Raw genomic sequence first — 20,715 nt, forward strand, 5'->3', positions numbered from 1 at the left:
AACTCGGATCGCTTTCGCGATCCGATCCGGGCGGGGGCCTTGCCCCCGCACCCCCAGAGTATTTGTGACGAGATGAAACAGAAGAGCCCGGCGCCCGCGTCGGGCTCTGGTCATTTGCGCCGGCGGGTGTCGATGACGCCGATACGGTCGAGCATGGCCTCGAACTGGCTGCGATGGGCATCGAAGGCGCGGGCCTTGAGGGCGTCGAAGCGGTTGCGCAGCGCCGCCTTTTCGCGCCCCTTGCAGTCGTTCCAGGGGCGGCCCTGAAGCGCCATCACCAGCACGTAATAGCCGATGAAATGCGGTTTGGTGCCGGTTTCCAGCAGCCTGAGATAGGCGGCATCGGCGCCGAGCCGCCGCAGCTCCTCGGCCGAGCCGATGCCGGCGCGGTGGCAGGCCTCCTCATAGGCCGGGCCGAGATTGCGGATCGCCGACACCGGTTCCACCTGCGTTTCGTCAATAGCCAAAGCTGCCCCTTGCGCTGTCTTCCGCGGCGCGTTTCAGGCGCCGTGGCGAGGGCGCGAGACCCTGACGGATCTGCGCGTCGGTGGAGAGTTTTTCGTAATCCAGCTCTTCGCGGGACAAGAGGATGGCGCGGGCCCCGGTCGAACCGTCGAAACGGTGGATGTGCAGGCTGTCCCAGGCCAGGTGGCCGCCGCGCCAGAGGTTGTCGATATCGCTGAGGAAGTCGTGGCACTGGTAGTTTTCCATCAGCAGCACGTATCTTTCGGCCATCGCCACCAGATTGGCGAGGGCGACGAAATGGCTGACCGCGGTATGGATGTGCATCAGCACCGCCTGGGTATAGACCAGATCGGCGCGCGGCCACTGGCGCGACCAGGGCATGGTCAGATCCTGCAGGCCGAGACGGCCCTGCAATTCGGGGTGGCGGCTGCGGGCCAGTTCTAGCTGGCTCGCGCCCCGGTCGCTGCCGCTGAAGGCGATCCCGGGGAACAGGTCGATGGCATTGGCGATATGGTCGCCGCCGCCGCAGCCGGCCTCGTGCACCGAGGCGGGTTGCAGCTGGCCGATGGCCTCATAGATCAGCTGCTGGTTGGGGTGCAGCGGCCGGGTGCTGGTGCTGACCCGCCCCGAGGCGGCATCGAAACTCAGCTCGCCCTTCTTGGCGATGGTCTGGTGGTCTCGGTCGACGACGCCGACCAGGCGGCGCTTGTAGGAATCGGCGGTATAGGTGTTCCAGTCGAAATCGTCATCGTAGAATTTGCGGTATCTGTAAAACAGCCTGTCGAGCAGCGGCATGATCGAAATCTCCTTGCGGTCGGGACCAAGCCTGACATGTGACCGGCAAGGGTTCAAAGGATTTCCGCCGCTGCAACCCGCCGCAGCGGATCAGATCATCGCCCAGTCGTCAAAGGCCGGCTTGGGCGGCCGGGGCGGGGTCGCGCCCTGTTTCACGGGCGGGTTGGGGCGGTGCGTGGGCTTGGCGAGATGGCCGGTATATGGCATGGCTCTGCTCCTGTTCTGACATGGCAGCCCGGCCGCAAGGCGCCGACCGGCGCTGGTTCTCTGGCCTCAGGATGGCAGGCCATCGGGGAAATGCGATGCCGGAAATGCGGCAATTCCGTGCCGCTCAGCCCAGGTACTCCCGCTGGGCGGCGGGGCCGATGCCGAACATCCCCTTGTAGACCCGCGAGAAATGCCCGGCGTTCTCGAAGCCGCAGGCCAGCGCCACCTCGATCACCGAGGCCTCGGTCTGCACCAGAAGGTTGCGCGCCCGCTCGAGCCGCATCTCCATGTAATAGCGTTTCGGCGAGGTGTTGAGATACTTGCCGAAAAGCCGCTCGAGCTGGCGCGCCGAAATCCCCAGGTCCTCGGCGATCAGCCGCGGCGACAGCGGGTTGTCGACATGGTCCTGCATGATGCGGATCGCCCGCACCAGATGCGGGTTGCGCATGCCGTTGCGCGACTGCAGCGAGACCTTCTGTTCGCCCGAGGCATCGCGCACCGCGTTATAGACCATCTGGTCGGCCACCGCCCGCGCCAGATCCTCGCCGTGATCGGCGCCGATCAGGTGCAGCATCAGGTCGGCGGTCGCGGTGCCGCCCGAGGCCGTGACATGCCGGGCATCGGCGACAAAGACGTTGCGCACCAGCGCCACCTCGGGGAAGCGCTCGGCGAAACTGTCGTGGTAATCCCAGTGGATCGCCGCCTTGACGCCGTCGAGAAAGCCGGCCTCGGCGAGGATCCACGCCCCCGAGCACAGGGCGCCGATGGCGGTGCCGCGGGCCCGCTGGCGGCGCAGCTCGGCCAACAGCGGGCGGCTGACGTGGCTCTGCATGTTGATGCCGCTCAGAACGAACAGCCGGTCCGACTTGGGCAGCGCGTCGAGGCCGCAATCGACCAGCGTCACCGAGCCGTTCGACGAGGTCGCGCCGCCACCGCCCTCCGAGGCAAAGCTCCAGTCGTAAAGCCTGTCGCCGCTGACAAGATTGGCGATCCTGAGCGGTTCGACCGCGCAGGCAAAGGCGATATGGGAAAACTCCTCGACCAGGATGAAGGTGATCTGCTGCGGTTTGCTCATGTCGTCTGCTCCGGGCCCCGAGGGTGTGACGATCCCCGTGCCGCTTCGCTTTTCAGCCCGGCGATGTCGGTTTCGGGGCGAGTCGCGCGGCTTGCAAGATCGTATACACCTTGTATACAAAATCTGGAGCCCATAGCGCAATTCTCAAATCCGGAAAGCCCCAGCCTCATGCCAGATGCCACCCACCAGCGGAAAGCCAGCCTTGTCGACCATCTGAAAACCGCCATTCTCACGCAGGAACTGGCGCCGGGCGCGGATCTCGACGAATCCGAACTGTCGCAGGCTTTCGGCCTGTCGCGCACGCCACTGCGCGAGGTGTTCCGGGAACTCGCGGGGCAGGGCTATCTTCAGCTGCGCAGCGGCCGGGGGGCGCGGGTCTCGGACATGTCCTATCGCCGTCTGCGGGATTTTTTCATCGCGGCACCAATGATTTACGGCGCGATCCTAAGGCTTGCGGCGCAGCATGCCACGCCGGCGCAGATCGCCGATCTGAAAGCCGCCCAGGCCGCCTTTCGCGCCGCCCTGGACGAAGGCTCGGCCTCGGCTCGGGCGCTGGCCAACAACCGCTTTCACGAGATCACCGGCGAGATGGCCGGCAATGTCTATTTGCTGCCCTCCTTCCGGCGTCTGCTGATCGATCATGCCCGCATCGCGATGACCTTCTATCAGCCGAAAAGCACCGAGATGCAGCGCAATCTTGCCACCGCCAGCGACCATCACGAGGCGATCATCGCCGCCATCGAGGCCGGCCGCGAAGACGAGGCGGCGGCGCTGGCCGAGGCCCATTGGAACCTCTCGCGAGGCCAGATCGAACTTTTTGTCATGCCCGAGGCGCTGGACATTCCGCTCGGCGACTTTCCCCTGAACACCCATGAACGAGGGAGCTCATGAACCCGATCTTTCAATTCAACGGCATCTACACCCCTGTGGTGACGCCCTATCACGACAATGGCGAGGTCAACTGGCCGGCGCTGGCCGAGGTCATCGACCATCTGGTCGAAAACGGTGTTCACGGGCTGATCTCGGGCGGTTCCACCGGCGAAAACTACGCGCAGACCGTGCCAGAACGTATTGAAATCGCGCGCTTTACCAAGGATCGCCTTGGCACGCGCCTGCCGCTGGTGATCGGCACCGGCGCCATGCTGACCCCGGATTCGATCGCACTGGCCGAAGCGGCCGGCGACATGGGGGCCGATGCCATCCTGCTGGCCAGCCCGCCCTATTCGGTGCCCACCGACCGCGAAAACGCGCTCAACGCCCTGGCCATCGACCGGGCCGCCGACCTGCCGGTGATGCTTTACAACTATCCACATCGCACCGGCACCATGATGGGCCCCGAGTTTCTCGACCGGGTGGGGCGCAGCCGCAATTTCTGCGCCATCAAGGAAAGCTCGGGCGACATCAACCGGGTGCACCTGTTGGCGCGCGACTACCCGCATATCCAGATGGGCTGCGGCATGGACGATCAGGCGCTCGAGTTCTTCGCCTGGGGCGCGCCGTTCTGGGTCTGCGGCGGCTCGAACTTCCTGCCGCGCGAACATGTGGCGCTCTATGAAGCCTGCGTGCTCGAGGGCGATTTCGCCAAGGGCCGCCGCATCATGTCGGCGCTGCTGCCGCTGATGGCGGTGCTCGAACAGGGCGGCAAGTTCATCCAGACCATCAAGCACGGCGTGACCATGAACGGCATCGATGCCGGCATCATGCGGTCGCCGCTGAAGGGGCTGAACAAGGATGACAAGCGCGCTCTGGAACAGGTGGTGCGCGTATTGAAGAAAACCATTGCCGATATCCGGGCGGAGGGCTGAACCATGACCTTGCTGACAAAAGACGAATATGCCGCGATTGCCGCCAATCTTGAGCTGCCGCAGGCGGCCTTCATCGACGGGGCCTTCCGGCCCGCCATATCGGGAAACACTTTCGAAACCGTGAACCCGGCGACCGGAGAAATCCTCGGGCAGATTGCCAGCTGCGGCGCCGAGGATGTCGATTTCGCGGTGGCAAAGGCCCGCGAAGCCTTCGAGGATGGCCGCTGGTCGCGCCAGCATCCTGCGGCGCGCAAAGAGGTGCTGATCCGCCTCTGCAAGCTGATGAGCCGCAATGCGCGCGAGTTGGCGGTGATGGAAAGCCTCGACAGCGGCAAGACCATCTATGACTGTGAAACCGTGGATGTGCCCGAATCCATCCACTGCCTGAAATGGCATGCCGAGGCGATCGACAAGATCTATGATCAGGTGGCCCCGGCCTCGGATGATCACATCGCCATGGTGCTGCGCGAGCCGGTGGGCGTGGTCGGGCTGGTGCTGCCGTGGAACTTCCCCTTGCTGATGCTGGCCTGGAAGATCGGCCCGGCGCTGGCGGCGGGCTGTTCGCTGGTGGTGAAACCGGCCGCCGAAACCACGCTGACCGCGCTGCGCGTCGCGGAACTGGCCATGGAGGCCGGACTGCCGCGCGGCGTGCTGAACGTGGTGCCGGGCCATGGCGCCGAGGTGGGTGAGCCGATCGGGCGGCATATGGATATCGACATGGTGTCCTTCACCGGCTCGACGCTGACCGGCAAGCGGTTCCTGTCTTATGCCGCCGAGAGCAATGCCAAGGAGGTGGTGCTGGAGATGGGCGGCAAGAACCCGGCGGTGGTGCTGGAGGATGCCGAGAACCTCGACCGGGTGGCGGCGCATGTGGTCAACGGCGCCTTCTGGAACATGGGCGAGAACTGCTCGGCCGCCTCGCGCCTGATCGTGCACAAGGACGTCAAACAGGCGCTCCTGCAGCGTATCGAGGCCCATATGCGGCAGTGGAATGTCGGTGATCCGCTGGATCCGGACACCCGCGTCGGGGCGCTGGTCAGCCGGGCGCATTTCGACAAGGTCTGCGGCTATCTCGAACAGGCCGGGACCATCCTGATCGGCGGTGCGGCCAAGGACGGCTTCGTCGCGCCCACGGTGGTGGAGGTCGCGGACAGCAACGACATTCTGGCACGCGAAGAGATCTTTGGCCCGGTGCTGAGCGTCCTCACCGTGTCGGGGTTCGACGAGGCCATCGCCCTCGCCAATGACAGCGAGTACGGTCTCTGCGCCTCGCTCTTCACCGCCAATGTCAAACGCGCCATTCGCGGCGCGCGCAGCCTGCGGGCGGGCACGGTGACGGTGAACAGTTTCGGCGAGGGCGACATCACCACGCCCTTTGGCGGCTATGGCCAGTCGGGCTTTGGCGGGCGCGACAACGGCTTGCACGCCCATGACCAGTACACGCGGCTGAAAACCCTGTGGATCGACCTTGCCGACGACGCCGACGAGGCCGTGGATTGACCGCGAGACAGGCCAGACAGCTGCCCGAGCATCGCGGCCCGGCCGCCTGGAACGCGCTCCTTGGGCCCGCGCCCTCGGGGCCGGAGCTTGACGCCGACACCGCCGCCGATTTCGTCGTCGTCGGTGCCGGTTTCGCCGGGCTGGCGGCGGCGCGGCGGCTGCGGCAGCTGCAGCCCGGGGCGCGGATCGTGGTGCTCGAAGCGGGCCGCGTCGGCGAAGGCGCCACGGGGCGCAACTCGGGCTTCATGATCGACCTGCCGCACGAGCTGACCTCGGAGGATTACGCCGGGGCGGGCGACGACCGGAGCCTGATCGCGCTCAACCGAAAGGCGATTTCTTTCGCGCGCGAAACCGTTAAGGAATATGAAATCAATCGGGATTTCTTCGATCCCGCCGGCAAGATCAACGGGGCCGCCAGCCGCAGGGCCGAGCGCAACAACCGGGCCTATGCGCGCCATCTGAGCGGGCTTGGCGAGCGGCACGAGATGCTGGACGCGCGCCAGATGGCCGAGATCACCGGCAGCGCGCATTACGTCTCGGGGCTTTACACGCCGGGCACGGTGATGTTGCAACCCGCCGGCTATATTCGCGGCATGGCGGCGGGGCTGCGCCGCGACGGGGTGCGCCTTTTCGAAAACGCGGCCGTCACCGGCTTTGCCCGCGTCGGTAGCGACTGGCGGGTTGCCACCGCAAAGGCGCAGATCACCACGCCGCGCGTGATCCTGGCGGTGAACGGGTTCCTGGAAAGCTTCGGCTATGCGCGCGGGCGGCTGATGCAGCTGTTTCTGTTCGCGGTGATGACGCCGGAGCTGACCCCCGCGCAGCTGGGCAGGCTGGGCGGCGCGGCGCGCTGGGGCATCACCCCCTCGGACCCGATGGGCACCACCATGCGCCGCATCGACGGCGGGCAGGGCGGCAACCGCATCGTCACCCGCACCTGCGCCGTGCTGCGCCCCGGGATGCGGGCAAGGCGGCAGGATCTGGCGCGGGCCTCGGCGGTGATGCAGGCCAAGTTCGACCGGCGCTTTCCGCAGCTTGCGGGGCTGGCGATGCAGTACCAATGGGCCGGGCATCTCTGCCTCAGCCTCAACGGGGTCTCGGTGGCGCGCGAGCTGGAAGAGGGGGTGATCTCGGCCTGTGTGCAGAACGGGCTCGGCACCACGCGCGGCACGCTGACCGGCATCGCGGCGGCCGAGGTCGCCTGTGGCGTGCCCTCTGAGATCCGCGCGTATTTTGCCCAACAGGATCGCCCCGGCAGACTGCCGCCGCAGCCCTTGCGCGAGATCGGCGCCAATGCGGTGTTGCGCTGGAAGGAATGGAAGGCCCGCGCCGAATAGGGGGGCTGTCTTAACCTTTCATTTACCTTTGGCCCCGGGAAAGAAGGCCCGCCCCTGCGGCGGGCCCCTGACGGCAGATGCTGAGGATTTCCTGTTGGTCAGAACCCGGAAACCAAGAGATCGATGGCGGCGACAATCTCGTCGCGCCATGCCGATGCATCTGCAATAACAGGACCAATTTGTGCGCCGGGAATGGCAACCATCTGCGACATGATTATGATGTGCGGAACGCCATCCAAGTGAATGGGAATGTGCAGTCTGGGCGCCAGCGCCCCCCATTCGGAGCGAAGAACAACCGGCGCACATAGAATATAGGGCGTCTCAATGCCGAGATCGGTTTGAACCCGGCACACGATTTCGTTGCCATCGCGTAAACGATGGATGTTTCCTTGCAACATCGTGTTCTCGCTTAAACCTGTCTGAATCTGGCGAGACTGGGCCCATGCTCTTCCAAGTGTCGGGTTTCATCGGCAATGCCCTTTTTGGCGGACGCAATCCAGGCAGCACGCTCGCGCTCGGCTCTGGACTTGGCGATCCCGGCGTCAATCCAGCCTCTTACGACCTCGGCAACAGATTTTCCGGTTGTTTTTGCCTCCAATTCGAGGGCTGTCTTTCTTTCCTGACCGATGTCACGAATATTCAGAGGAGAGGGCATAAGAGCCTCGCTTTCCTGCGGTTTGATGCACACATTGATACACATATTGCAACACAACATGCGACACAAGCGCCCTTGCTCGCGCCCCCGAAAATGCCTTCGAGGGGTTTGCTTGCATTCGCCGGCTAAAAGCACTGACGACGCTGACGTCTGATCATTGCCGGCAGGGGCTGGGCCGCAGCGGCGGGCCTGTTCCGATCAATGATCCTGGTTCAGCTCGTCCACCGCCGGGATCTCGCGTTCGCGGCGGGCGATATAGTCGCGCAGAGCCTCGTCCGTCGCCGCGTCCAGCGCCGGTTCCTCGTATTGCGCGAGCAATGCCCGCGCCCTGGCCAGCGCCCGCGCGGTGATCTCGACGCTGCCCTCGGCCTGCCACTGCTCGATCGAGTTGTTGTCGAACATCTCGGGCATGAAAAACGCCGACTGAAAATGCGCCTGCGTATGGGGGTGGCCAAGATAGTGGCCGCCGGGGCCGACATCGGGCACCGCCTTCAGGGCCTCGGCGAAATCACCCCATTGCGGCCCCGAGGCCATACGGTGCCCCATGGCGCATTGCTCGGCATCGACGATGAACTTGGCCACCGAACAATGCATGCCGGCCTCGTTCCAGCCGGCCGAATGCCAGATGTAGTTGGCCCCGGCATGCAGCACCGCCGACAGGGTGGTGGCGCTTTCGTAACCGGCCTGCGCGTCAAAGGTTTTCGCGCCGCCAAGGGTGTTCGAGGTGCACCAGGGCACGCCGTAATGCCGCGCCATCTGGCCGATCATGAAATTCATCAGGCTGATTTCCGGCGTGCCGGCCATCGGCGCGCCGGACTTCATGCTGACCGTCGACAGGTAGTGGCCGTAGATTGCCGGCGCGCCCTTGCGGATCACCTGCGTATAGGCCAGCGCCGACAGCGCCTCGGCGTTGAGCTGCGCCACGGCGGCCGGAACATTCGCCGGCGTATTGGCGCCGCCCAGCACGAATGGCGAGCACAGCACCGGCTGGTTGCGCCGGCAGAAGGCGCGCATCGCGCCGAGCATGGTTTCGTCCCAGACCAGCGGCGAGTTGCCGTTGATATTGCCGGTGGTGACGGCATGGCTCTCGAGGTAATCCTCGCCAAAGAGGATGGCGCACATCTCCATCACGTCCTCGGCGTTCCTCGGGCTGGTGGTCATGCCCATGAACATCTTGTCGGAATGTTTCATCGACGAATAGGTGATGCGCAAATGGCGGTGGCTGACCGGGTGGTCGCAGGGCTCGACGATATGATGCGCCGAGGAATGCAGGGCCGGCAGCATGTGGCTGAGCTTGTGGAACATCGCCAGATCATCGAGCGTCGGCACCCGGCGCCGGTCGTCGAGGTCGCGCAGGAAGGGGGCGCCGGTCATCGGCACGAAGACCGCGTTGCGCCCGCCAAGCGCAAGGTTCTTCTTCGGATCGCGGGCGTGATAGGTGAAACCCGAGGGGATGGTCGCGATCAACTCGCGCACCAGCCCGCGGTCAGGATAGACCCGGTCGCCCACCACCTTGGCCCCGGCGCGTGTCCAGTCGGCCAGAGCAATATTGTCGCGAAACTGCACCCCGACGTTTTCGAGAATCTCCATCGAGGCGCTGTCGATCAACTCGATCTGGGCGCCCTCCATGATCTCGCAGAAGGGCAGGGCTGAGCGCAGGCCCGGCAGCATGGTGAAATCGGGGGCGCTGCGCAGGGCGCGGCGGGCGGCGCGGCCGCCGGAACGGGCTGGCGCGGGTTGGCGGGGTGCTGTCATCGGCTGTCTCCTTCGCGATCATCATGCGCCGGCGCCGCCGCCGCGGCCTGCGGATTAGCGAAATCTGGTTGCAGAAACCGACATCGCAGCGGCTTGCCGCAGCCCCGGCGGCGTGGAATAGAAGGGGATGATGATTTTCTGGACCTCGTTTCTGGCCGCGCTGAGGCGGTTTTCGGACAAGCGCGGGCTGGTGCATTCCAGCCATGTGGCGCTGTCGATGATGCTGGCGATCTTTCCCTTCTGCATTCTGGTGCTGGCGGTGGCGGGGATGGTGTCCGACGCCGGGCTCAGCGCCTCGGGATCGGAGCTTGGCGATTTTCTCGACGTGGTCTTCGGCACCTGGCCCGATGCCATCGCGGCGCCGATCGAATCCGAGGTGCGCGCGGTGCTGGAGACCAGCCGCTCTTCGACCATCACCCTCGGGGCGCTCTTGACGCTGGTCTTTGCCTCGAACGGCTTTGACGCGGTGCGGCTGGCGATCAGCGCCGCCTATCACGACCGCGACGATCCGCGCCCGCTGTGGAAGTTGCGGCTGCTGGCGCTGGGGTTCGCAATCGGCGGCGCGGTTCTGGTGACGCTGGCGGGGCTGGTCAGCGTGGTGATCCCGGACTATCTGCATTTTGCCGCCGATCTGGCGCCGCTGCTGCGGCTGGACCTGATCGGCGGCGACCTGCCGGCGCGCGGCATCACCGGGGCGGTGCTGCTGCTGGCGCTGATCGCCTGTCACAAGTGGCTGCCCGGGGTCTCGCGCCCCCTGCGGGCCCTGTGGCCCGGCATCCTGCTGACGCTTGTTTTGTGGTGGGTCGCGGCGCTGGGGTTCGAACAGTATATCCGCAGCTTTTCCACCTATTCGGTCACCTATGCCGGGCTTGCCGGGGTGATGTCGGCGCTGGTGTTTCTGTACCTGATGGCGGCGATCTTCGTGCTGGGCGCCGAATACAACGCCTGCCTCGGCGAGGCGGCGCGCGAGCGCCGGTGACGCCACGTCAGAGCCGAGGGCGGTGTTAGCCGTTGCGCCACATTCCGAAACCGCTAGGTTTGCGGAACGTGGAACACCCGGGAGGCATGGCATGACGACGATCGGCGCATATTTTCAGGACAGGGCCGGGCGGTTCGCCGACAATGTGTTTCTCTGCGTGCCGAGCGACGCCGGGCGCGACTATGACCCCGAGGGGCTGGAGCTGACCTATGCCGGGGCGCTGGCCACCGTCACCGACTGGGTCGAGCGGCTGCGGCGCGCCGGCTATGGCCACGGCCACCGGGCGGCGGTGCTCTTGGGCAATAGGCCCGAGATGATCCTGATGAAACTGGCGCTCAACAGCCTTGGCATCAGCTGGGTGCCGGTCAACCCCGACTATCGCCCGGCAGAGATGGCCTATCTTCTGAGCGACAGCGGCGCCGAGCTGGTCTTTGCCACGCCGGCGCTGGCGGCGCCGATGGCCGAGGCGCTGGAGCTGGCGGGGCGCGATGCCGGCGCGCTGCTGGTGATGGACAGGGCGCTGCCCGATCTGCCGCCGGCGCCGCATCCGGCGCCCGAGCCGCGCGCCGTCGACGAGGCGAGCGAGGCCAGCCTGATCTATACCTCGGGCACCACGGGGCGGCCCAAGGGCTGTATTCTCAGCCACGGATACGAGCTGGAAATGGGCCGCTGGTACGCAACGCGCGGCGGGCGGATCGACTTTCGCGAGGGCGGCGACCGGCTTTATTGTCCGCTGCCGCTGTTCCACCTCAACGCCGGGGTGCTGGTGCTGTTTGCGATGGTCGAGACCGGCAACTGCCAGATCCTGCCGGAACGGTTCCGCGCCAGCGCCTGGTGGCGCGAGATCGCCGAGACCGGCGCCACGGTGGCGCATTACCTCGGCATCGTGATCCCGGCGCTGATGAACCGGGACGAGGACGATTGGGAAAGGCGCTCAAAGCTGCGCTTTGCGGTCGGCGCCGGGGTCGAGCCGACCCTGCATCGGCCCTTTGAGGAACGGTTCGGCGTGCCGCTGATCGAGGTCTGGGGCATGACCGAGATGTGCCGCATCCTGGCCGACAACCACGAACCGAGAGGCATCGACACCCGCGCCATGGGGCGGCCCTGCGACGGGCTCGAGGTGCAGGTCTGGGACGAGACGGACCGCGAGGTGCCGCGCGGCACGCCGGGCGAGATGGTGCTGCGCCACAGCGCCGAAACCCCGCGCCGGGGGGCGTTTTCGGGCTATCTCAACCTGCCCGAGGTGACCGAGGACAGCTGGCGCGGCGGCTGGTTCCACACCGGCGACACGGTGACCATGGATGACAGCGGGATGATCTATTTCGTCGACCGCAAGAAGAACATCATCCGCCGCTCGGGCGAGAATATCGCCGCCGCCGAGATCGAGGCCTGTCTTCAGGAACATCCCGCGGTGGAAAGGGTCGCGGTGATCGCGGTCGCGGACGAGATGCGCGACGAAGAGGTCATGGCCTGCCTGATGGGGGCACCGGACGCGGCGCTGGCCGAGGCACTGTTCGACTGGTGTTTCGCGCGGCTGAGCTATTACAAGGCGCCGGGCTGGATCCGTTTCGTCGCGGAGATCCCGGTCACCGGCACGCAGAAGATCCAGAAACACAGCATTTTCGCCGCCGGCGAAGACCCGCTGGACGGGGCGTTCGATTTCCGCGCGCGCAAGAAACGCGGCTGACGGAGATTTTTCCGGAAAAATCTTCGCAAAGCAGGCTGCTGAAAATCTTCTAGAAGATTTTCAGCAGACCAGCATGACAGCAGACCGGCACGACAGCAGATCGCCGTTTCAGCAGATCACCGAGAAGGGGGCAGGGCTGCACAGCACCACGTAATGCGGCCCGCATTGCAGCATGTGCCAGCCGCGGCGGCGCACTTCAAGCTCGAGCGCCGCACGGCCGATTTCGCGATGCACGTCGGCAACCCGGCGGCGCACCACGCCGCCGGTGGCCGCCGACTTGCTGCGGAACATCTGGTCCAGCCAGTCCTGGCCCAAAAGAGATGGGGGCATAACGGTCATGCCCCGTTATGCCCCCAATCTGGTTAACAAAACCCTGACGCGGGATCAGGCGCGGCGACGACGTCCGCCGCTGCGGCCACCACGCCCCCGGCCTTCTTCGCCGGCCTTGGCAGGTACCCGGTTGAAGTTGATCCAGGCCGCCCCACCTTCATCGTGGTTGGTCAGGAAGTTGGCGGCGCGGATGGCTTCCATTTCCTTGCCCGCGCGGGCCAGGGTCGAGCCCATGCCGAACATCTGCACAAAGGCCTCATCGTCCATGCCTTCGGGCAGGATGATGCCGGCGGCTTCAACTTCGGCCCGTTTCTCGGCCAGTTTCGTGGGGCCGACGGGCAGCGCCACCGGGTTCATGATCGCCGAGGTCATGCCGGCGCCCATGGCCATCGGCAGGAAGGCGTTGTTGATGCCGTGACGGTTGGGCAGGCCAAACGAGATGTTCGAGGCGCCGCAGGTGGTGTTGACGCCCAGCTCTTCGCGCAGGCGCCGCACCAGGGCAAAGACCTGAAGGCCGGCGGTGGCCATGGCGCCGATCGGCATCACCAGCGGATCGACGACGATGTCATGCGCCGGAATTCCGAAATCGGCGGCCCGCTCGACGATCTTGCGGGCGACCTCGAACCGCACGTCGGGGTCTTCGGAAATGCCGGTGTCATCGTTGGAGATGGCGACCACCGGGACATTGTATTTCTTGACCAGCGGCAGCACCAACTCGAGGCGCTCTTCCTCGCCGGTGACCGAGTTCAGCAGCGGGCGGCCCTCGGCGGCGGCAAGACCAGCCTCGAGGGCGCCGGGCACCGAACTGTCGATGCACAGCGGGCAATCGGTGACCGCCTGGACCTTTTCGACCAGATCCTTCATCAGCGAGGGCTCGACGAAGTTGTTGTCGGCATAGCGCGGGTCTTCGGCCATCTTGTTGGAGAAGACCGCGCCCGAGTTGATGTCGAGCACCGTGGCGCCGGCCGCGACCTGCGCCAGCGCGTCGGCCTCGACGCGGCTGAAATCGCCGGCTTCCAGTTCGGCATTGAGGATCTTGCGACCCGTGGGGTTGATCCGCTCACCGATCACGGTGAACGGCTGGTCGAACCCCATGACGGTGGTTTTTGTTTTTGATTCAATGACAGTACGGGTCATGGTTCATCCTATTTTCAGGCGTTTACCGGCGCGGTCGAAGCGCCGCCGTTTTCGATCGCCCAGGTGGCGTTGGTCTTGATGCCGCCGAGCGGGAAGAAGTGGACTTGTTCGATGTTGAAATCCGGGTTGGCAGCCTTGTGGGCGGCCAGTTCGGTGATCACATCATTGGGGGTGTAGGGCAGCAGCAGCTTGGACACATCCATGGCGCGTTTCTGCAGCACCTTCAGCGAGGGGCCGACGCCGCAGGCGATGGCGAATTTGATCAGCGTCTGCAGTTTCGCCGGGCCGGCGATGCCGATATGCACCGGGATGTCGATACCGGCCTGTTTCAGGCCGTCGGCCCAGGCGATGATCGGCTTGGCGTCAAAGGCGAACTGGGTCGCCAGCGCCATCTTGGCATCGGTGGTTTCCGAGAATTTCTGTTTCCAGCGCAGCGCCTCGTCGACCAGTTTGGTCGAGCCGTCGGGGTCGATGTCCTTGTTGCCCTCGGGGTGGCCGGCGACATGGAGATGGGTGAAGCCCGCCTTGTCGAAAAGCCCGGTTTCCAGAAGCTGCATCGATGAGTGGAAGTCACCATGCGGCTGCGCCACGCCGCCGGCCAGCATCAGCGCCTGTTTGACGTCGGCCTCGCCCTGATACATGGCGATCCAGTTTTCCAGCGTCGCCTTGTCCTTGATGATCCGGGCCGGGAAATGCGGCATCACCGGAAAGCCCTCGGCGTTGACGCGTTTGGCGGTGGCCACCATCTCTTCGATCGGGGTGCCCTCGATATGGGCGATATAGACCCGGGTGCCGGCGGGCAGGAGGTCGCGGAAATCCTCGACCTTGGACGCGGTGCGCGGCATGATCTCGATCGAATAGCCCTTCAGGAAAGCCTCGACCTCGGGGGTGACGGGTTTCGGGGTTTCGGTCTTCTTCTTGAAGTTCAAAAGTGCCATTGTGGTCTCCCAAAGCGATTTGCCAATCATTGGCGGCCTTCATTGTCGATCAGAGCTTTCAGGCGCGCCTGATCGTACTCCGCTTCGAGACGGGCTGCTTCAGCCTCAGCGATCTGTGCCGTCTCGCCCTCAACCACATAGGGATCTGCCTTGCGCCATTCCGCCAGATAGGCGTCGGCATCCTTGGCACCGATTTTCATCGCCGCACGGTCGATCGCCTGTTCGAAACGCTCGGAAAGCTGCTTCTTCGAACCGCGGCGTCCTTTGCCGACAATGACTTGGGCCGGAATGTCGCGCCAGTATACGATTGTGACGTCAGGCATGTCTGATTCCCTGGTTTTGGTGACACATACCTAGATCAGCCCCGGCCTCACTTTGTGCACGATTTCGACAGAACGGCTGCATTCAGCGACCACTTGCTGTCTAACCGGCCATGTCCGGGCTTTCACGCGAAAATTGTTAATGATCTTGATGAGGCGGGCAGGGGATTGCACGGCTCGCGGCAAATCACTAGGTTGAGGGCAACTCGAAATGGAGGGCGTGAGTTATGGCGCCCAAGCGTCCCGATGGTGCGGGCGCATTCCCCAAAGCGGTAGAGAGCCCCGCGCCGAAAGCCTCGGATCCGAGCGAGCTTTATGCCGCGCTGGATCTGGGAACCAATAGTTGTCGCATGCTGATTGCCCAGCCCAAGGGCAGCCAGTTTCATGTGATCGACAGTTTCTCGAAATCCGTCCAGCTTGGCGCGGGTCTCGAAAGCACGGGCCGGCTGTCGCGCGGCTCGATGCGGCGCACCGTGCAGGCGCTGCGGATCTGCCAGCAGAAGCTGAAGCGGCACCGGGTGCGGCGGATGCGGCTGGTGGCCACCGAGGCCTGCCGGCGGGCGCGCAACTCGGCCGAATTCATCCGCCAGGTGCGGCACGAGACTGGGCTGCGGCTGGACGTGATCCAGCCCGAGGAAGAGGCGCGTCTGGCGGTGATCTCCTGCGCGCCGCTGGTCAGCCCGCGCACCGAGCAGCTGCTGGTGGTCGATATCGGCGGCGGCTCGACCGAACTGGTCTGGATCGACCTGTCGCGGGTGCCCGGCAAGGAGCGGCCGCAGGCGATCATGCGGCTCAGGACCGGCTTCAACGGCGCCGAGGCGCCGGCCGGCGGGGCGCGGGTGGTGGACTGGATCTCGGTGCCGCTGGGGGTGGCGACGCTGCGCGACCAGTTCTCGGACGTGGCCGACGATTCGGCCCGTTTCGCGCTGATGAGCTGGTTCTTCGAAGAGAACCTGTCGGAGTTCACCCCCTATCGGGACGATCCGCCCAGCGAGGGGTTCCAGATCATCGGCACCTCGGGCACGGTGACCACGGTGGCGGCGAGCCATCTGGGGCTGCGGCGCTATGACCGCAACAAGGTCGACGGGCTGCGCATGACCTCGGAACAGATCGACAGGGTGATCCGCAGCTATCTCGACCTCGGCCCGATGGGGCGGCGACGCGACCCGCGGATCGGGCGTGACCGGCAGGCGCTGATCATGTCCGGATCGGCGATCTTGCAGGCGCTGCTGCGCTGCTGGCCGACCAACCGGCTGTCGGTGGCGGATCGCGGTTTGCGCGAGGGTCTGCTATATGCGCAGATGAGCGCCGACGGCGTGTTGGAGGATGGCCCCTACTAGGGCGTATGGATCGGAAAGGATGACGCCTCGGGCTGCGGCCCGGGCCTCGAACGGAAGACGACATGGCGAAGAAACCCAGCGGAAAGAACACCTCGGGGCGCGGACAGCGCGACCTGACCGTCAAGGTCAAGACCGCGCGCGGGCGCAAGCTCAGCTCGACCCTGTGGCTGCAGCGGCAGCTCAATGACCCCTATGTCAAGCGCGCCCAGGCCGAGGGCTATCGCGGCCGCGCGGCCTTCAAGATCATGGAGCTGGATGACAAGTTCCGCTTTCTGGTGCCCGGCGCGCGGGTGGTCGACCTTGGCTGTGCCCCGGGCGGCTGGTGCCAGGTGGCGGTGCCGCGGGTCAATGCGCTGGGGGAGAAGAAGGGCAAGAAGATCGGCACCATCCTCGGGGTCGACCTGCAGGAGGTGGAGCCGATCGCCGGCTGCGAGATCCACCAGCTGGACTTCATGGAGGACGACGCCGACCAGAAGGTCAAGGACTGGCTGGGCGGCAAGGCCGACGTGGTGATGTCGGACATGGCGGCGGCCAGTTCGGGCCACAAGCAGACCGACCATTTGCGGATCATCGCCCTCTGCGAGGCGGCGGCCTATTTCGCCTTCGACGTGCTGGAAGAGGGCGGCACCTTCGTGGCCAAGGTGCTGGCCGGCGGCGCCGAGGGCGAGCTGCAGAAACTGCTGAAGCAGAAATTCACCAAGGTGGTCAACATGAAGCCACCGGCGAGCCGCTCGGACAGTTCCGAGAAATTCGTCGTCGCCACCGGGTTCCGGGGCTAGGCGCGCAGGCGCCTCAGCGCCGCCGCCTCAGCGACCGGCAGGCCAGGGTGCGGAACGTGTCGAGCGCGACCGTCGGCTCGGGTCCGGCAGGCTCCGCCATGCCGGTGCGGTGCCAGAGGTTGTCCTGGCGGATCAGTTCGAACAGCCGGGCATGCCGGGGCGCGGCGGCGGTGGCGAACGCCTCTGGAAGAATGGGCCGCATCGGGGCCTCCACTGTCTGACGACCGCGCGGGCAGGGGCGGCCAGGATCCAGGCTGCCTGCCCATATTGGCGATTTCATTGCCGGAATCGGGCATTTTTGCGCTGCCGGACGCAGGGCACGGCGCGCTCCGCGCCCGAGGGGACGTAACGGAGTCCCAATCTGCGGCATTTCCTGTCGCTTCTGCGCTACGCAAAGCCCGGCCAAATCGCTAACCTGAAATCGGAGAGTCGCGCCAAGCGACCGCAGTGACAGACAAGGAGGAGCCATGCGCTACCACAGACCGGCGTCGTTCGAGGACGCCGTCGCCATTGCCGAGGCCGCGACGGGCGTGACCCGGTTTCTGGCCGGGGGCACCGACGTTCTGGTGCAGCTGCGCGCCGATCTGGTCGAGCCCGATGACCTGATCGACATCAAGCATATCCCCGGCGTCAAGGCGATCACCCGCCGCGACGACGGCGGCTGGGATCTGGGCGTTGCCGTCGCCGGGGCCGAGATGAGCGAACATGCCGCGCTTTGCGCCGACTGGCCGGGGCTGGTCGAGGGCATGGACCTTGTCGGTTCGACCCAGGTGCAGGGCCGCGCGACGCTGGTCGGCAACCTGTGCAATGCCTCTCCGGCGGCCGACAGCGTGCCGGGGATGATCGCCGCCGGTGTCGAGGTGACGGTCTGCGGGCCGCAGGGCGAAAGACGCATCGCCGTCGAAGAGATTCCGACCGGCCCCGGCAGGACCAGCCTGACCCGCGGCGAGGTCATCGCCGCGCTGCATGTCCCGCCGCGCGGCGAAAACGGCGGCGACGCCTATCTGCGCTTCATCCCGCGCACCGAGATGGACATCGCCGTGGTCGGCTGTGCCGTCAACCTGCGCCTCGACGGCGACCGGATCAGCGAGGCCCGCGTGGTTCTGGGCGCGGTGGCGCCGACCGCGCGGCTGGTGCCCGACGCCGGCGCGGCACTGGTCGGCAGCAGGCTGGAGGATGCGGCGCTTGACGCGCTGGCAGCGGCGGCCTCGGCGGCTTGCAGCCCGATCGACGACAAGCGCGGCACCATCGCCTTTCGCACCGAAGTGGCCGGGGTGCTGGCCAGACGGGCGGCCAAGATCGCCTATGGGCGCGCCAAGGGAGCAGAGACATGAGCAAGATACACGTCACCACCACCGTCAACGGCGACGCGGCAGAGTTTCTGTGCGATCCGCGCGAGACCCTGCTTGACTGCCTGCGCGACCGGCTGCACCTGACCGGCGCCAAGGAGGGCTGCGGCACCGGCGACTGCGGCGCCTGTAGCGTCACCGTCGATGGCCGGCTGGTCTGTTCCTGCCTGATGCTGGGGGTCGAGGCCGAGGGCCGGGAGATCACCACCATCGAGGGCATGGCCGAGGGCGAACAGCTGCACCCGCTGCAGCGCAAGTTCATCGAACATGCGGCGCTGCAATGCGGGGTCTGCACGCCGGGGATTCTGGTGGCCTCGAAGGCGCTTCTGGAAAGGAACCCCGACCCCAGCGAGGAAGAGCTGCGCTATTGGCTGGCGGGCAATCTCTGCCGCTGCACCGGCTATGACAAGATCATTCGCGCGGTGATGGATGCGGCGGCGGAAATGCGGGAGGCTTCGTGATGGCTCTGGACGACAAGACACGGGAATTCCGGGTGATCGGCTCGACGCCCGACCGCCCCGACGGGCTCGACAAGGTCACCGGCCGTGCCCGCTATGGCGCCGACATCCATGTCGCCGGCATGCTGCACGGCGCGGTGGTGCGCAGCCCGCACGCCCATGCCCGCATCCGGCGCATCGACGCGACCAAGGCGCTGGCGCTGGAGGGGGTCAAGGCGGTCATCACCCGCGCCGATTTCCCCGAGGGGCTGACCGGCGAGGACTGGAACCTGCAGGAAAACTGCATGGCCGGCGAAAAGGCGCTCTATGACGGGCACGCGGTGGCGGCGGTGGCGGCGACCTCGGCGCTGATCGCGCGCGACGCGGCCAAGCTGGTCGAGGTCGACTATGAGGTGCTGCCGCATGTCACCGATGTCGACGCGGCGATGCGCCCCGATGCGCCGGTGATCCGCGCGGGCGCGGCCGATTATTCGGTGCCCGAGGGGCTGCACCCCAATGTGGTGCGCTATTTCGACAAGGGGCGCGGCGATCTCGAGGCCGGCTTTGCCCTGGCCGATCTGGTGATCGAGCAGAGCTATACCACCGAGGCCGCGCATCAGGGCTATATCGAGCCCCACGCCTGCCTTGGGCAGATGGGGGCCGACGGGCGCGGCGAATTGTGGGTCTGCACCCAGGGCCATTGGTTCGTGCGCCGCATGTCGACCGCCGTGCTCGGCACCGAGACCAGCAAGCTGCGCGTCACCCCTTCGGAGATCGGCGGCGGTTTCGGCGGCAAGACCACGGTCTTTATCGAACCCCTGTCGCTGGCGCTGAGCCGCGCCGCCGGGGGCCGGCCGGTGAAGATGGTGATGAGCCGCTCGGAGGTGCTGCGCGCCACCGGGCCGACGGCCTCGGCCTCGATCGACATCAAGATGGGCATGACCCGCGAGGGGCGGATCACCGCCGCCAGCGGCACCTTCCGCATGCAGGGCGGCGCCTTTCCCGGCGCGCCGGTGGATATCACCACCATGCTGGCCTTTGCCAATTACGACATCGCCCATGTGCATCACATCGGCTATGACGTGCTGACCAACCGCCCGAAACAGGCCGCCTACCGCGCGCCGGGGGCGCCGATGGCGGCCTTTGCCACCGAAAGCACCATTGATGCGCTTTGCCGCGAGCTGGGCCTCGACCCGATCGAAACCCGGCTGAAGAACGCGGTCAAAGAGGGCACCCGCGCCACCTTCGGGCCGAAATTCGGCCCCGTCGGGCTGGTTGAAACGCTCGAGGCGGCGCGCGCCCATCCCAATTACGCCGCGCCGCTTGGCCCCAATCAGGGGCGCGGCGTCGCCTCGGGCTACTGGATGAACTGGGGCGGCGAGACCTCGGCCTCGGTGGCGATCTCCGAGGACGGCACGGTGACGGTCTCGGTCGGCACGCCGGATATCGGCGGCAGCCGGGCCTCGATGGCGCTGATGGCGGCCGAGGCCTTCGGGGTGGCCTATGAGAAGGTGCGGGTCAACATCTCGGACACCGGGGCGCTGGGGGTCAACGAGCCGACCCACGGCAGCCGCGCCACCTATGCCAGCGGGCTGGCGACGATCCGCGCCGCCGAGGAATGCATCGGCAAGCTGTGCCGGCGCGCCGCCGACAAATGGGGCATCGACCCCGAGGCGGTGATCTGGGAGGACGGCAGCGCCAAGCCCTCGGGGCCCAATGCAGGCGATTTCGACCCGCTGAGCATCGCCGAGATCGCCGCCGAGATGGGATCGACCGGCGGCCCGATCTCGGGCCATTTCGAAGGATCACCAAGCGGCTTCTCGGG

At 66.1% G+C, this 20,715-nt stretch carries 22 protein-coding genes; 12 read left to right on the forward strand and 10 right to left on the reverse strand.

Annotation, left to right across the window (positions count from 1 at the left end; genetic code table 11):
* Positions 1 to 110: 110 nt before the first annotated feature.
* The 3 genes from ABZD10_RS03440 to ABZD10_RS03450 all read right to left on the reverse strand — a co-directional run bounded on the left by ABZD10_RS03440 (position 111) and on the right by ABZD10_RS03450 (position 2,542).
* Positions 111 to 467 carry a TfoX/Sxy family protein gene (locus tag ABZD10_RS03440; protein ID WP_372884705.1) on the reverse strand — a complete coding sequence of 119 codons (357 nt, stop codon included), beginning with the start codon at positions 465 to 467 and terminating at the stop codon, positions 111 to 113.
* Positions 457 to 1,260, reverse strand: a complete 804-nt coding sequence (locus ABZD10_RS03445) for a hypothetical protein (RefSeq protein ID WP_372884706.1) — start codon at positions 1,258 to 1,260, stop codon at positions 457 to 459. Before ABZD10_RS03445 ends, ABZD10_RS03440 begins: the two co-directional genes overlap by 11 nt.
* A gap of 331 nt (positions 1,261 to 1,591) precedes the next feature.
* Positions 1,592 to 2,542 (reverse strand): GlxA family transcriptional regulator, encoded by a 951-nt coding sequence (locus ABZD10_RS03450; protein WP_372884707.1) that lies wholly within the window; start codon positions 2,540 to 2,542, stop codon positions 1,592 to 1,594.
* Positions 2,543 to 2,710: 168 nt separating this feature from the next.
* On the opposite strand from ABZD10_RS03450, the gene ABZD10_RS03455 reads away from it, so the two are divergent.
* From ABZD10_RS03455 to ABZD10_RS03470, 4 genes are read left to right on the forward strand one after another with little or no spacing between them, the layout of a single operon-like run.
* Positions 2,711 to 3,433, forward strand: a complete 723-nt coding sequence (locus ABZD10_RS03455; protein ID WP_372884708.1) for a GntR family transcriptional regulator — start codon at positions 2,711 to 2,713, stop codon at positions 3,431 to 3,433.
* Positions 3,430 to 4,347, forward strand: a complete 918-nt coding sequence (locus ABZD10_RS03460; RefSeq protein ID WP_372884709.1) for a dihydrodipicolinate synthase family protein — start codon at positions 3,430 to 3,432, stop codon at positions 4,345 to 4,347. Before ABZD10_RS03455 ends, ABZD10_RS03460 begins: the two co-directional genes overlap by 4 nt.
* Before the next feature lie 3 nt (positions 4,348 to 4,350).
* Positions 4,351 to 5,847, forward strand: coding sequence for an aldehyde dehydrogenase (locus ABZD10_RS03465; protein WP_372884710.1), 1,497 nt, complete (start codon positions 4,351 to 4,353; stop codon positions 5,845 to 5,847).
* Positions 5,844 to 7,184 (forward strand): NAD(P)/FAD-dependent oxidoreductase, encoded by a 1,341-nt coding sequence (locus ABZD10_RS03470; protein WP_372884711.1) that lies wholly within the window; start codon positions 5,844 to 5,846, stop codon positions 7,182 to 7,184. The genes ABZD10_RS03465 and ABZD10_RS03470 overlap by 4 nt, the downstream gene beginning before the upstream one ends.
* Positions 7,185 to 7,282: 98 nt before the next feature.
* Here ABZD10_RS03470 and ABZD10_RS03475 read toward each other — a convergent pair whose 3' ends face one another.
* Entirely contained in the window at positions 7,283 to 7,582 is a 300-nt protein-coding gene (locus tag ABZD10_RS03475) for a CcdB family protein (protein ID WP_372884712.1), read from the reverse strand.
* Between the two features lie 44 nt (positions 7,583 to 7,626).
* Between ABZD10_RS03475 and ABZD10_RS03480 the strand changes: the two genes are divergently transcribed.
* Positions 7,627 to 7,968: a hypothetical protein gene (locus ABZD10_RS03480; RefSeq protein ID WP_372884713.1), complete on the forward strand. Its 342-nt coding sequence runs from the start codon at positions 7,627 to 7,629 to the stop codon at positions 7,966 to 7,968.
* A 69-nt stretch (positions 7,969 to 8,037) separates the two neighbouring features.
* On the opposite strand, the gene ABZD10_RS03485 is transcribed toward ABZD10_RS03480, so the two are convergent.
* Positions 8,038 to 9,594 (reverse strand): trimethylamine methyltransferase family protein, encoded by a 1,557-nt coding sequence (locus ABZD10_RS03485; protein ID WP_372884714.1) that lies wholly within the window; start codon positions 9,592 to 9,594, stop codon positions 8,038 to 8,040.
* 130 nt (positions 9,595 to 9,724) lie between these two features.
* On the opposite strand from ABZD10_RS03485, the gene ABZD10_RS03490 reads away from it, so the two are divergent.
* The gene (locus ABZD10_RS03490; protein WP_372884715.1) at positions 9,725 to 10,573 is read left to right on the forward strand and encodes a YihY/virulence factor BrkB family protein; all 849 of its coding nucleotides are present in this window, start codon (positions 9,725 to 9,727) and stop codon (positions 10,571 to 10,573) included.
* Between the two features lie 91 nt (positions 10,574 to 10,664).
* A complete protein-coding gene (locus ABZD10_RS03495) occupies positions 10,665 to 12,260 on the forward strand; it encodes an AMP-binding protein (protein ID WP_372884716.1) in 1,596 nt (531 codons plus the stop codon).
* Positions 12,261 to 12,368: 108 nt separating this feature from the next.
* Here the strand turns inward: ABZD10_RS03495 and ABZD10_RS03500 are convergent, their stop codons facing one another.
* The 4 genes from ABZD10_RS03500 to ABZD10_RS03515 are packed head-to-tail and all read right to left on the reverse strand — an operon-like array spanning position 12,369 to position 14,988.
* Positions 12,369 to 12,599, reverse strand: coding sequence for an N-(5'-phosphoribosyl)anthranilate isomerase (locus ABZD10_RS03500; RefSeq protein ID WP_372884717.1), 231 nt, complete (start codon positions 12,597 to 12,599; stop codon positions 12,369 to 12,371).
* A 45-nt stretch (positions 12,600 to 12,644) separates the two neighbouring features.
* Entirely contained in the window at positions 12,645 to 13,727 is a 1,083-nt protein-coding gene (locus ABZD10_RS03505) for a dihydropteroate synthase (RefSeq protein WP_372884718.1), read from the reverse strand.
* Positions 13,728 to 13,741: 14 nt separating this feature from the next.
* The gene (locus tag ABZD10_RS03510; protein ID WP_372884719.1) at positions 13,742 to 14,665 is read right to left on the reverse strand and encodes a methylenetetrahydrofolate reductase; all 924 of its coding nucleotides are present in this window, start codon (positions 14,663 to 14,665) and stop codon (positions 13,742 to 13,744) included.
* Between the two features lie 26 nt (positions 14,666 to 14,691).
* Positions 14,692 to 14,988 carry a virulence factor gene (locus ABZD10_RS03515; protein WP_372884720.1) on the reverse strand — a complete coding sequence of 99 codons (297 nt, stop codon included), beginning with the start codon at positions 14,986 to 14,988 and terminating at the stop codon, positions 14,692 to 14,694.
* 224 nt (positions 14,989 to 15,212) lie between these two features.
* On the opposite strand from ABZD10_RS03515, the gene ABZD10_RS03520 reads away from it, so the two are divergent.
* Positions 15,213 to 16,325 carry a Ppx/GppA phosphatase family protein gene (locus ABZD10_RS03520; protein WP_372884721.1) on the forward strand — a complete coding sequence of 371 codons (1,113 nt, stop codon included), beginning with the start codon at positions 15,213 to 15,215 and terminating at the stop codon, positions 16,323 to 16,325.
* Between the two features lie 62 nt (positions 16,326 to 16,387).
* Positions 16,388 to 17,104: an RlmE family RNA methyltransferase gene (locus tag ABZD10_RS03525; protein ID WP_372884722.1), complete on the forward strand. Its 717-nt coding sequence runs from the start codon at positions 16,388 to 16,390 to the stop codon at positions 17,102 to 17,104.
* A 13-nt stretch (positions 17,105 to 17,117) separates the two neighbouring features.
* Here the strand turns inward: ABZD10_RS03525 and ABZD10_RS03530 are convergent, their stop codons facing one another.
* Positions 17,118 to 17,306, reverse strand: a complete 189-nt coding sequence (locus tag ABZD10_RS03530; protein WP_372884723.1) for a hypothetical protein — start codon at positions 17,304 to 17,306, stop codon at positions 17,118 to 17,120.
* A 265-nt stretch (positions 17,307 to 17,571) separates the two neighbouring features.
* Here ABZD10_RS03530 and ABZD10_RS03535 point away from each other — a divergent pair, with 265 nt between their 5' ends.
* From ABZD10_RS03535 to ABZD10_RS03545, 3 genes are all read left to right on the forward strand, one after another.
* Positions 17,572 to 18,438 carry a xanthine dehydrogenase family protein subunit M gene (locus ABZD10_RS03535; RefSeq protein ID WP_372884724.1) on the forward strand — a complete coding sequence of 289 codons (867 nt, stop codon included), beginning with the start codon at positions 17,572 to 17,574 and terminating at the stop codon, positions 18,436 to 18,438.
* Positions 18,435 to 18,914 carry a (2Fe-2S)-binding protein gene (locus ABZD10_RS03540; RefSeq protein ID WP_372884725.1) on the forward strand — a complete coding sequence of 160 codons (480 nt, stop codon included), beginning with the start codon at positions 18,435 to 18,437 and terminating at the stop codon, positions 18,912 to 18,914. The genes ABZD10_RS03535 and ABZD10_RS03540 overlap by 4 nt, the downstream gene beginning before the upstream one ends.
* A partial coding sequence (locus ABZD10_RS03545; RefSeq protein WP_372884726.1) for a xanthine dehydrogenase family protein molybdopterin-binding subunit occupies positions 18,914 to 20,715 on the forward strand: 1,802 nt, incomplete at its 3' end. The genes ABZD10_RS03540 and ABZD10_RS03545, both read left to right, overlap by 1 nt.

Source organism: Shimia sp. (assembly GCF_041624275.1).
Classification (GTDB): domain Bacteria; phylum Pseudomonadota; class Alphaproteobacteria; order Rhodobacterales; family Rhodobacteraceae; genus Shimia.